The sequence below is a fragment of the Clostridium chromiireducens genome (assembly GCF_003575225.1).
GTDB lineage: Bacteria > Bacillota > Clostridia > Clostridiales > Clostridiaceae > Clostridium > Clostridium chromiireducens.
In genome coordinates, this window is sequence record NZ_QXDJ01000001.1 from 105,625 (window position 1) to 117,796 (window position 12,172).

General features: G+C 28.3%; 10 protein-coding genes. 2 read left to right on the forward strand and 8 right to left on the reverse strand.

Annotated features, from left to right (window positions below; genetic code table 11):
* Positions 1–8: 8 nt before the first annotated feature.
* The 5 genes from D2A34_RS00450 to D2A34_RS00470 form a co-directional block, all read right to left on the reverse strand.
* Positions 9–1,001 carry a Gfo/Idh/MocA family protein gene (locus D2A34_RS00450; protein WP_079438437.1) on the reverse strand — a complete coding sequence of 331 codons (993 nt, stop codon included), beginning with the start codon at positions 999–1,001 and terminating at the stop codon, positions 9–11.
* Positions 1,002–1,239: 238 nt separating this feature from the next.
* On the reverse strand, positions 1,240–1,938 hold the full coding sequence (locus tag D2A34_RS00455; RefSeq protein ID WP_119365401.1) for a LytR/AlgR family response regulator transcription factor: 699 nt from the start codon (positions 1,936–1,938) through the stop codon (positions 1,240–1,242).
* A complete protein-coding gene (locus D2A34_RS00460) occupies positions 1,907–2,575 on the reverse strand; it encodes a hypothetical protein (protein ID WP_119365402.1) in 669 nt (222 codons plus the stop codon). The genes D2A34_RS00455 and D2A34_RS00460 overlap by 32 nt, the downstream gene beginning before the upstream one ends.
* Positions 2,576–2,850: 275 nt before the next feature.
* Entirely contained in the window at positions 2,851–3,828 is a 978-nt protein-coding gene (locus D2A34_RS00465; RefSeq protein WP_119365403.1) for a CAP domain-containing protein, read from the reverse strand.
* A gap of 599 nt (positions 3,829–4,427) precedes the next feature.
* On the reverse strand, positions 4,428–5,012 hold the full coding sequence (locus tag D2A34_RS00470; protein ID WP_079438441.1) for a hypothetical protein: 585 nt from the start codon (positions 5,010–5,012) through the stop codon (positions 4,428–4,430).
* A 641-nt stretch (positions 5,013–5,653) separates the two neighbouring features.
* Between D2A34_RS00470 and D2A34_RS00475 the strand changes: the two genes are divergently transcribed.
* Positions 5,654–6,451, forward strand: coding sequence for a CPBP family intramembrane glutamic endopeptidase (locus tag D2A34_RS00475; RefSeq protein ID WP_079441740.1), 798 nt, complete (start codon positions 5,654–5,656; stop codon positions 6,449–6,451).
* A gap of 224 nt (positions 6,452–6,675) precedes the next feature.
* On the opposite strand, the gene helD is transcribed toward D2A34_RS00475, so the two are convergent.
* From helD to fabF, 3 genes are all read right to left on the reverse strand, one after another.
* Positions 6,676–8,946, reverse strand: coding sequence for an RNA polymerase recycling motor HelD (helD, locus tag D2A34_RS00480; RefSeq protein ID WP_079441739.1), 2,271 nt, complete (start codon positions 8,944–8,946; stop codon positions 6,676–6,678).
* Positions 8,947–9,089: 143 nt separating this feature from the next.
* A complete protein-coding gene (locus D2A34_RS00485) occupies positions 9,090–9,356 on the reverse strand; it encodes a DUF2087 domain-containing protein (RefSeq protein ID WP_079441738.1) in 267 nt (88 codons plus the stop codon).
* A 406-nt stretch (positions 9,357–9,762) separates the two neighbouring features.
* Positions 9,763–10,998 carry a beta-ketoacyl-ACP synthase II gene (fabF, locus tag D2A34_RS00490; RefSeq protein WP_119365404.1) on the reverse strand — a complete coding sequence of 412 codons (1,236 nt, stop codon included), beginning with the start codon at positions 10,996–10,998 and terminating at the stop codon, positions 9,763–9,765.
* A gap of 196 nt (positions 10,999–11,194) precedes the next feature.
* Here fabF and D2A34_RS00495 point away from each other — a divergent pair, with 196 nt between their 5' ends.
* Positions 11,195–12,100, forward strand: coding sequence for an AraC family transcriptional regulator (locus tag D2A34_RS00495; protein WP_079441736.1), 906 nt, complete (start codon positions 11,195–11,197; stop codon positions 12,098–12,100).
* Positions 12,101–12,172 lie beyond the last annotated feature (72 nt).

Genomic DNA, 12,172 nt, shown 5'->3' on the forward strand with positions numbered 1-12,172 from the left:
TATAAATTCTATTTAATTTCAGTATCTGCCGGAAATACAATTCCACCTTTATTTCTTGCAGTTGTTTGAACTTCAGTAACTATCAAACTATGATCTAGCATCTTATAGCATTTCTCCAAGTTGTTACTTTTAATAATATCCCTAAATTCAATAAATTCATTAACCATACGATGTTCATAATTGTTCTCATTTATTACAGAACTAGTTCCATCATTCATTAATAATTCGAATCTTTCGCAAACATTAGCTGGAGTATCTTGATAGATACATCCATTATCCCCTTGAATATTATTTGCTATAGGCGCTTTACAATCTTTTGCTCCAATACAAACACATTTAAATTTATCATAGTCTAGTATCAATACTCCAGATGTATCTATTCCTCTTTCAATATTAGGATAATATTCAACATTTTTAGGTTTGCCAAATAAACCAACCACATAATGAATATTATAGATATTTAGATCCATCAAAGCTCCACCAGAAAAATTGGGATCAAAAGCAGGCAGCACATTACCTTCCTTGAAACTATTATACCTACTCGAATATTGAGAATAATTGCATTGAACAATTTTTATATTTCCTAAGGTTGGCAGAAATTCTTTAATCTTTTTATAGTTAGGAAGATATTGATTAGTAATTGCTTCAAATATAAATAATTTTCTTTCTCTAGCTAAATCACTCAATATTAATGCTTCCTTGTATGTTGATGTCATTGGTTTCTCAATAATAACGTTCTTATTTGCCTCTAATGCCTTTTTAGCAAATTCAAAATGCAGATTATTAGGTAATGCAATATACACTGCATCTAAATTACATTTTAATAATTCCTCATAATCATAAAAAATATTTTTAATATTATAAGTATCCTTTAATTCATTCATTACATCTTCGCTGCTTTTTCTTCCAAAAATAGCTTCTAACTCTATATCCTTTAAGTACGGAGTAGCTCTCAATAACTCCTTTACAATCATTCCAGCCCCTATAATTCCTAATTTCATATTCAGTCCTCCCTGCTCTCACATCAGTATTATTTTATACTATCTTAACATAATTTCTTTCCATATTAAACTTCAATTGATTTCTTCTGTACTCTTAAAATATATTTTCCTTAAAGATAAAAAAATATTTAAATTTATCATGATTACATATTACGATATTCTCAATATATTATATATACTAATTATGCAAAAAACACTCACCACAAAATTGTGGCGAGTGCATACATTTTTAATTTTACTATTTATAACTAAAATTATTTTCTAAACTAGTAATTCCCTGTATAACTTTTTCCTTAAAGTTTCTCCCCATTGGTATTTCCAATTCATTTCTTAACTTTAATTTACCCGGTAATACTTTTATAACAAAATCAACATTGATTATATATGATTTATGGGCCCGAATAAATCTAGGATTATTAATTTGCTCTATAATAGTAGTTAATTTTTCTCTTACCCTATACTCGCCAGTTGTACAATGCATTACTAAGTAATGCCCATAAGATTCTATAAAAATAATATTCTTAACATTAAGTCTTATTGTGGCTGTTCCAGATTTTAGTGTAACTACAGTATCTATATTTTTTATATAAGCTAATAATATCTCAATCATATTTTTAAAATCCTCATCAAAATTATCTATACGAATAAATTGTAATGGCTTAACATTTAATGATTGGAATACTAGTGACTCATCTTTACTTAGAAATACAATACAGTTCGCATGAGTATATTCCTTTAATTCTTTAGCACTATTGATTTCATGAGCATCTTCTATTTGATAAAAAATCACCAATATATCGTTACTAGCATAATCTTTTATATAATTTTCTTCCACAAAGGTAACTCTCTCGGAGCCGCTGCCTAAAAACAATTTAATTTTAGACTTCAAACTATCCCTTAGATTATCATCTTTTAAAATCAAATAGGCCTTTATCATTATTTATCCCCCATTTGCCCTGTTGTTTTTCAATTTTATCAATATATTCAGCAAGACTTATACTTCCCTCCTCCATTGCACCTAATAAATTATACTTATCTACTATCTGAATATTACATTCTTCTTTTAAATACTTGACAGCATTAATATATTCTTTATTGTTAGCAGTAACTACTGATCTAAAAGTTACAATAGAGCCCTCCTTCAATTTTATACCAAAATAAACAAAATGCACAGGTGTTGCCGAGATGACCCACATTGTTGTCCAATAAATTCCTACACTTTCAATTTCAGCTAATTTAATTTTAAATGCAAACATATCATTCTTACCATTAAAAATACTTATCAAATATTTTAGTTGTTGAATATAATCATCAATAGCATAGCTTTCTAAGTACAGTCCGTTTATGCACCAATATTGCCTACATCTCACTATAGTTGGAACATATAAAAGCGACAACAATAAAAATGTGAACATAATCGTAATACAAACAATTATAAAATTATATAATTTAAAGTACTCAATTATAGCACTACCTAATATTAAGCTAAAAAATAGCGGCACCATTGCAGAAATAATAATATACAATATAGTAGGTTTTTCTCCTACAACAAATACTTTTTTTGATTCTTCCATATAAACCACTCTCCTTAATTTCTATTATATGAATTCAAATAGAAAAGATAATTGGCTTGGCATGAACAACAATTTAATATCCCATAAGGTATATATAATTACTTAGTTGAATTCCCTTCTCTTGAAACTGCTAGTTAATTTACCTCTCTCCTCAAATATTTTCATCTTGTAAACACGATTTCATCAATTCTATAAACAACAAAAAAATCCAAGGTATAATTCCTTGGATTTTTTGATAAATTACATTTGATTTTTACTATATATATCTTTCACTATTAACCGGCGAAAGTTTGAGTTCCCATGTATTTACCGTTTCCTAATATAACTCCTATACCCACTTTAGTATAAGAAGAATTCATCATATTTGCTCTATGACCTGGTGAATTCCACCATTGGTTAAATAATTCTACTGCATCATAAGTGTTATATGCGATATTTTCACCTGTTGTATTATATTTATACCCTATTGTTTGTAACCAGTTTGTCCACTTTGTTCCGTCTGGATTTGTGTGGTCAAAGAAGTTATTTTGAATCATGTTATTACTCTTATATCTAGCTACTTGAATTAAAGTATTATCTAAAGCTAATGGCTTTAAACCTGCTTCAGTTCTTTTCGCATTCATTAATTCAAGAATTTTTTGTTCAGCAGTAGCTTGTACTGTTATTGAATAGTTTGTAGGTAATTTAGGTAACCCCTGAACATCTGCTGATGTTGTAGATGTATTACTTGTAGTTCCTGTAGTTGTAGTGCTACCAGTATTAGTTGTTGTTACTGGTTTAGTTGTCGTGTTACTTCCTGTAGTTGTACTAGTAGTATTTCCTGTTGTATTATTTGTATTACTAACTGTAGAAGTTTTATTGCTATCTTTTATTACATCATTATTTGAATTGAATACTTTATCTACTGTTGGGACTTTAGTTCCTATAACCTGTCCACTTTGGTTAGTTATATATACTTTATTGTTTACTAAAACCTTTCCAATCTCCATTATACCTGATTGATTTAAGCAATAAGTTTTACCATTTACCTTAATAACTCCTGTTTGTTTTTCTCCAGCATTATTAAAGAAATACCAATTGCCGTTATTCATAACCCAACCAGTTTTTGCGGAATTATTCATCATTGCATTATAATAATTATTATAATCTGTTGAATTAATAGTTGCTGCAGATACTCCTAATGATGAGAAGCTAGTTATTGTTGTAGCGGCAATTGCTGCAGTTACCATCTTTCTTAGTAAATTCTTTTTCATTAGTTTTTCTCCTTTGTATTTTTTATTTGGCTTCTTGATCTTATATATAAACAATAAAAATTTTTCTTTAACTTCACTCTGCATATTTATTGTTTTCAAGCAAGTCCATGTCTCTATACTAACATCTTTTCGACATAATTCAACATAACATTCTTTGAATTATTTGATTTAAAAGATATTAGCTCCAAACTCCTTTCATATGCTCTTATTTCTTTCTTTATACTCAATGATATCCTTTAACGCCTTATAACCCAAAGGCTAACCCCCTGTATTTTTTTATTTTTTATAATCTTATTTAATTTCACGTCAAATCAGAATGCAAAGCAATTATATAATCAATTAAGTTGATTTATTACAACGATAAATACATACATGAATCTCCAAACTCTACTTGTAATTGTAATAAAACAATTAATGGCTGGTTTTTCCACCTTTACTTGTCCTAATGAGATTAAGGATAAGTAAAAGTAGGTTCAACCGGCCATTAAATATTTTCTCATCAATTATAAATATATCAAATCACTCTAGTGAACATTTTCTTTGTGCATTTTTATATATTTTCTATTAGGTTTTGTTGATTTTAATAATTATGAAGTATATTAGATCAACTTTTCACTCAGAAAGCAATCTATTTGTTTTAAAGTTTTTGCTTTAATCTTAGAGAAATCACCTTCTTGCCTTTCCCAAAGCAATTTGTCAGTAGATATTATTAATAAAGTAGCTTCCACATATCCTAAATTGTCAAACAATCGTTTAGCTTCTTCAATATATATATAATAAATTATTTTGAAATTCTTACTATGCTCCATGGAATGCTTTTCAATTCTTACTTTTATAGAATATAAGTAACTGTTTACTCTACAAATGCCTTTAACAATTTTTAGCATTCCAATTTCATAAGGAATGCTTGTAGCATCAATAAGTAATTTCATCAAATTTTCAATTTTACAATTAGTAAATTCAATCAGATTCAAAATTAAACATTTATTATAAATTTCATCCATATCCATACTATCAGCTTTACTTTTATCTGTTTCCTTGCCTTTATCAGTACTATTTGCTTTACATTTAATATTGCAAGTTCCATCTAGCTCTCTTGATATACGAGTATATATTTGATTAGTCGTCTCTCTCAATTTAATAAGTATATTTAAATATCTATCTCTAAATTCAAAATAATTCATTTATAAATCCCTTTCATAATTATTGATGATAATTTATATTTAATTACTAAATAAAAAACTTATACTTATGCTAAATCATCTGAAAGAATGTAACAACATCTAATACTAAAAATTTTTTAATTTCTATCATCTATTAATATTATTTTATTAACTCATTAACTGTTATTTATGATTTTCTCCTTTATAATTTAAATATTAAGTTTATATAGAACATATTACCATATTATTCCTGCAAAATAAATCTAATAATTTATTTCCATTTAATATATTGATATTCTCAAATCTATATTTATAAAAATCAAATTTCTCATTTATATAATTCTAAAAAAATAGGTGGAAGTCCACCTATAATAATAAAATAAGGAAATTAAGTATTAGTTGAATGGGGTATCTACACAGTATATACCTTTTCGTATTAATATATACCTCACATTTTCAGCAAAATAAAAATAACATATTTAACTAATGAATCCTTAATAAAACTTTTAAGTAAGTGAGTTATTTAATCTTTATCTTTTATGAATTTTCTGGTAGATTAGAAATAGTAATAATTCTTTAAAAAATTCAAACATAACTACATTATTTTATAGCTATATTTATTTAACGATATTACATTATACTAACTGAAAGGAATCAAAAAAATGAAATATGAAAAAATATTCTTATTAATTACTTTTTCTTTATCTTATTTCATAAGTATAGTGTTATTATCCGAAGAATTTATTGGAGCACTATTATTTATTTCCATGATTCCAGCTTTTGCTGCGATAATTTCAAATTTAATAGAATCTGCCTCAATAAAGGTTTTATTGAAGCCTTTTATTTATAAAGTCTCCTTTAAAAGCTTAATGTTTGCAGTTTTCTACCCATTGATAATAATATTTCTTTGTGCTTCTTCTGCTATACTTATTAAATGTGGTGTATTATCACAAGATTTGTATTATGCATCTATTAATATATTCAAACTAATTTTAATTTCTATTGTATTTTTTGTAGTCGGCTTACTCGAAGAATATGGATGGAGAGGATATTTGCTGCCTAGACTTATCAATAGATATAATTTAAGGACTGCCAATTTAATAATGGGATTGATTCTCATATTATATAAGCTTCCTGCCATAATCATATTAAATTTACATTATAATAAAAGAAAATTTATACTATATATATTGCTCCAAACTATAGCAATTTGGGTAATCAATTATGCTTTCACGCATCTTTTTACATTATCAGCAAACGTAATACTACCAAGCATTATGCACACGCTATGGAACAATGTAAATATAGCTGTCCTTGGAGATACTTATAGAAATGCTTCAAACGGGTTAATTCTCGGCAGGACACTCCTTATAAATGGTCAATGTTTGTTTGGAGTTATTTTCCTAAGCATATTTGCAGTTTACGCCCATAGAAGATTATTAAAGATTTCATCAGCATAACTTTTTCACTAGTTAATATTATTGTTATACATGTACACAGAAAAAAGTTTATTATATGGCAACATATAATAAACTTTTTTCATTATTCCTATGATGCCACAATTCTGTCACAAAATAACATTATAATAAAACTATGAACATTTTTCATTAATGTTTCCTTCATTTAATAATTTATTAACCGTTAAAAGAATGGCTTATTACACCCTAGTAAGCTATTCTTTTTTCTAAATTAATGTTGTAACTTCATCTTTTTCAATTATATATTCTAAGTGCAACGCTCTTGTTAATGATACATATAGCAATCTTTCATCCAATGTGTTTTCTTTGTAATTATCCATGCTTGGATTCATTATTATTGTACAATCAAATTCTAATCCTTTTGTTAGATAAGACGGAATTATAATCAAGTCTTCCGCTATCTCTTTTTCTTTACCAAAAATCAATTCAAAATTATATTTACTTTTTTTATTTAGAATGTTATATATTCCTTCCCCTTGTGAAATATCTTTAGTAATTATTGCTATTGTTCTTTTTCCGTAGTTTTGAACATCACTAATGATTTGTTCTATAGCCTGAACGCAATCATTATCACTGCCTATTTTTACTATTTTAGGCTTTTCACCATGTCTTAAAACTGGCTTCGCGTCTTTAAGACCTAAATTCTGAGCCTTCAAAGTTTTTTGTGCGAAATCAATTATTTCAACAGTAGACCTATAACTTTGAGTTAATTGAATGTAAGTAGCATTACCTTCAAAAACTTGTTCTGTTATATCATCCCATGTCTTTAAACCTTTATAATAGTATATTCCTTGTGCTAAATCTCCAACTAATGTCAAACCATTTCCTTTAGAAAAACAATTAACTAAATATACCTGAAACGGACTATAATCTTGTGCTTCATCTACTACTATATATTTAAATTTCTCATCTTCCTCTACTCCTTCAAGCAAAATCCGTATATACGCTAGTGCAGGTAAATCATCCTCATCAATTATTTTATTTTGAAAGTTAAAATTGAATTCTTCCCGCATATAGTCTGCCAATATTTTAGGAATTTTGTTACCAGTGGCTGTTTCAAACAAATCATCATTATAAAAATTATGATAAATATCTTTTGAATCCACATCTTTCCACTCTTTAAAGTAGTTATTAAATTCTTTCTTACTATTGTTTTTAACCTCTTCTTTAACTTTATCTCTTTCTTCATATAGACCTATGAGAAGCTTTCTTCTTTCCTCAGAATCTTTCATTTCTCTTCTTACTTCTCTTATTCTCTTTTCCCATTTATCATCTATTTCTATTAACAAACTTGATATTCTATCTTTAATTTTTAAGTTCAAATATCTCTTTATTTCGTTTTTTCTTTTATTTATTGGATAAGGTTTTAGATCCTTAATGTACAGCCTTGTTATTTCTTTTTTATCAAATAAAATCTCATTTCCAACTTTAATGTCATTTATATGGACTGTATTTTTTTCAACTAATGAAATATACCTATCTAACATTGTTTTAAATAACATAGTACCTTTAACCTTACTAGAGTTCACTATAAGTTTTTTAAGATGATTATCCTGCTCTTCTATTATCTTTAATAATTTTTCATCTTTATTATACATTTTCCCTTTTAATTTCAACTTTGATAATACCATTTCCTCAAAGGTACTTTGATTTACTTCCTCTGCTCCAAGGCTAGGTAAGATATCTGAAATATAACTTAGAAATAATTTATTTGGGGCTAAAACTAAAATCTCATCCCCACTCATACTTTCCTTATATCTATAAATAAGATATGCCAATCTATGTAATGCAATTGTAGTCTTCCCTGAACCTGCAGATCCCTGAACTATTATAGGAATGTTTTTAGGCCACCTTATTATTTCGTTTTGCTCGCGTTGAATTGTTGCAACAACTTCCTTTAGTTTTTTTCCCCTATTTTCCTCTAAATTAATCTTTAAGAATTCATCAACTAAATTTTGACCCTCTTCTTCATTTATTATAATTTCATTTATGCCTTCATCAAATAACCTTTCTATATCATTATTCTTATATAGAAATTTTCTTTTCAATTCTAAATGTCCCTCAATTATCCCCTTAGGAGCTTTATAATAAGCTTCTCCGCCAGTTCCGCTATAATAAAGATCAGCAACTGGTGCCCTCCAGTCAACTATAACTTCTTCCCCGTCTTTACTATTATTTATACCCTTCTTTCCAATATAGATGCTTTCAGTAAAGCCTTTTTTTTCTCTAAAGTCTACTCTTCCAAAATAAGGCTCACTTAGTGATTCCTCATACTTTTCAATATCCTGGGCTAAATGACTAAATATTCTTTCGTTAGCCTGCTTTTCTTCACTATAGCCTCCTTTAACTTCTTTATTTAAAGTGCTGAGTTTTCTTTCTACTTCTTCTACTTTTATTTTCTTTTCCTTTAGTTCCTGCATTATTATGTTTTTCTTTTGTAGTAAGGTTTCTCTTTCCTCTTTCAAACTTCTATCCATATCAGCACACACTATATAATGATATACAGAAAATTCATTATACTTTTCCTTTCTCGGATAAATTTCTATAATTAGGTATTATATCACAATATCTTGAATTAATCCTCAACATAATAAGTTTTTTATTATTTTACCAATCATTCTTAGCTACTCTTTTTTTCTCTCCAATATTTCGCTCCATCTTTAGTTCTATATAAAAACTTGTAATCTATCATACCTCTTCTGAGCAAAAAATAATCATTAAAACTGTGCCAGGTGTCAATAATTCTATTTATTTCTTTTTCACTGTAAATAACATCATATTCAAACTTTGTGCTTAGATACTCCAATATTTTCATCTTCACCTCCCTCTTTGCTGGCCAAACCTTAATAATTCCCTTATCATCTAAAAATCTCTCAATTGTTGTCATATTAAACCGCTCCTTATTTAATGATTCTTTCTAATATTCATTATATGTGTATTTTTATTTCATGTCTATTATTTTTATAAACAAAATAATATATGTTTATATATTTAATAAACACTCACACTTAATCAACGTTTTATTTAATAAATTTATATGTCCTAGATCACCAGCCTCATTCATATTCTTTCTAACTATCTCCCTTGTTATTGACTTGAGATTCTAACTATCAGGCCCTAAAGCAGATTTTCAACATCAAGTTGCTATCCATGATGGCACGAAAAAGGAATGGCTTACTCCTAAGCAAGTCATTCCTTTTTATACTTAATATTATTTACCTTCGCTTTTAATTCTTTACTCCTATATCTGCAGTCCACATAAAATCTATTACAATAGTGCTTAAAACACATATTTATTTAAATGCTTTTAAAACTAATGACGCATTATGTCCTCCAAATCCAAAAGAATTACTTAAAGCATAATTAATATTAGAATCTTTGCCTTCATTAGGTATATAATTCAAATCACATTCAGGATCTGGATTCTTATAATTTATTGTCGGAGGCAGAAAACCATCCCTAAGCGCTAAGGCTGTTATAATTGCCTCAACAGCTCCTGCCGCACCTAATAAATGACCTGTCATTGATTTTGTTGAGCTCATTGGCATTTCATAAGCATACTCACCGAAGACTGATTTCACAGCAGCAGTTTCATTCTTATCATTTGCCTTAGTCGAAGTTCCATGTGCATTTATATATCCAATTTCAGATGGCATTATACCAGCATCCTTGATAGCCATTTCCATACATCTTGCAGCTCCTTCTCCCCCTTCAGCTGGTGCAGTTATATGGAAAGCATCGTTTGTACAACCATATCCAACCACCTCGGCTATTATATTAGCTCCTCTGCTTAAAGCATGTTCAAGCTCTTCAAGAATTAATACTCCTGAACCTTCTCCTAAGATAAATCCATTTCTATCAATATCAAATGGTCTGCATGCCATCTCTGGATCAGAATTTGTTGTCATTGCCTTACTTGAACAAAAACCTGCTATAGTTAGTCTTGTAATGCAGGCTTCTGCACCTCCAGCTATCATTATATCTGCATCATCCCTTTGGATTACTTTAAACGCATCTCCAATTGAATTTGTAGATGAAGCACATGCAGTTACAGAACACTCATTATATCCCTTTGCTCCAAATTTTATTGCAACAAGTCCTGAAGCCATATTGCATATCATCATAGGAACCAAAAATGGGCTCACTCTGCGATATCCTTTTTCCTGAAATTCTGCACACTGGTTTTCTAAAGTTTCAATTCCACCAGTACCACTTCCAATTATTACTCCAAGCCTCTCTTTATTTATTTTATATAGATCAAGTTTTGAATCTGCCACGGCCATTTGAGCTGCTGTCAAAGCAAATTGCGCAAACCTATCCATTCTTCTACTTTCTTTTTTTTCAATAAAATCTTCTGGATTAAAATCTTTTACTTCAGATGCGACTTTGGCAGGTAAATCTGATACATCAATTCTCTCAATTTTACTAATTCCACATTTTCCTTCTTTAATTGATTGCCAAAGTTTATCTGCACCTATCCCCAGAGATGTAACAGCTCCCATGCCTGTGATAACTACTCTTCTTTTCATTTAAATCCTCCTATTTTACATAATAGTATATTTTTTAAATTTTTTCATAGTATTTACTTTGATTGTCATAATAGATATAATATATTGAAATGAATAAATATCGCCTTTCAATATAATTTTAATGGAAACTTTTTATTAAAATGAACAGATATTGCTTTTTAATATGATAACTATTTGTGAGAAAAGGTGTTAAATTATGAAAGACTTAAAAGAAACTATTATTGAAACTGTGGAATACATTGAGGAAAATCTTTATAATAAACTATCTTTAGATGATATATCTCTTTATACCGGTCTATCGAAATATTATTTGCATAGAATTTTCAAATCTTTGACTGGAGAGTCTATAATCGAATATGTACAAGGTCGAAAGTTAACTTCTAGTATTAGTGAACTTATAAACACTAATATGAGAATTATAGATATTGCTTTAAATTATGGCTTTGATTATGAGCAATCTTATATAAGGGCTTTTAAAAAGTGTTTTGGATGTACACCTTTAAAAATAAGATCTGATAAGACCTCATTAAGCCTAATTCTTAAAGAGAAAATCAATACAAATGATATTTTATCTGTTGGTGATTCTGTTACTTATACACCACACTTTGTTTTTAAGCAAAAATTTAATCTAATCGGTATTAAACATAAAATACTTAGTAAATCTGGCGATAAAAGCGCCAATGCCTATGGTCGAGATTTCTTTTACAATTATAAAAACAAAATCAAAAATATAATTAATCCTAATGAGTATTTTGGTTTTACAGACTGGAACAGTGATAGATTTATATACTATATTCCTAGTTCCCAAGTCTCGGACTTAACTAATATTCCTGAAGGAATGACAAGTATTTCTATCCCTGCTCATAAGTATGTAGTATTTCGCTTTGTCGGCTTCTTTCGTCCAGATGACCTTAATGGAAGACATTTAGGCCGTTTACTTGTTCAATTATATAGAAAATGGATTTTTAATTCAGGATATGAGTTTGCTGATACTTTTAGATTTGAATATATTGACAGCTCTGTATCAAAAGATAATTATTGCGAACTTTATGTATATCAACCCATAAAAGATATTCAAATTTGTGCTAATAAACATTATTAAATTTCAAGAAATTTCAAACAACAATTGTGTCTGCAAATAAGAAAAGGACTATTACTCTCTTATAAAGTGATA

What these genes read in the sequence shown, in the direction of transcription:
- D2A34_RS00455 (WP_119365401.1), bottom strand. Translation starts at nt 1,938, where the DNA reads ATGATAAAGGCCTATTTGATTTTAAAAGATGATAATCTAAGGGATAGT.
- D2A34_RS00475 (WP_079441740.1), top strand. Translation starts at nt 5,654, where the DNA reads ATGAAATATGAAAAAATATTCTTATTAATTACTTTTTCTTTATCTTAT.
- D2A34_RS00495 (WP_079441736.1), top strand. Translation starts at nt 11,195, where the DNA reads ATGAAAGACTTAAAAGAAACTATTATTGAAACTGTGGAATACATTGAG.
- helD (WP_079441739.1), bottom strand. Translation starts at nt 8,946, where the DNA reads ATGGATAGAAGTTTGAAAGAGGAAAGAGAAACCTTACTACAAAAGAAA.
- fabF (WP_119365404.1), bottom strand. Translation starts at nt 10,998, where the DNA reads ATGAAAAGAAGAGTAGTTATCACAGGCATGGGAGCTGTTACATCTCTG.
- D2A34_RS00460 (WP_119365402.1), bottom strand. Translation starts at nt 2,575, where the DNA reads ATGGAAGAATCAAAAAAAGTATTTGTTGTAGGAGAAAAACCTACTATA.
- D2A34_RS00465 (WP_119365403.1), bottom strand. Translation starts at nt 3,828, where the DNA reads ATGAAAAAGAATTTACTAAGAAAGATGGTAACTGCAGCAATTGCCGCT.
- D2A34_RS00485 (WP_079441738.1), bottom strand. Translation starts at nt 9,356, where the DNA reads ATGACAACAATTGAGAGATTTTTAGATGATAAGGGAATTATTAAGGTT.
- D2A34_RS00450 (WP_079438437.1), bottom strand. Translation starts at nt 1,001, where the DNA reads ATGAAATTAGGAATTATAGGGGCTGGAATGATTGTAAAGGAGTTATTG.
- D2A34_RS00470 (WP_079438441.1), bottom strand. Translation starts at nt 5,012, where the DNA reads ATGAATTATTTTGAATTTAGAGATAGATATTTAAATATACTTATTAAA.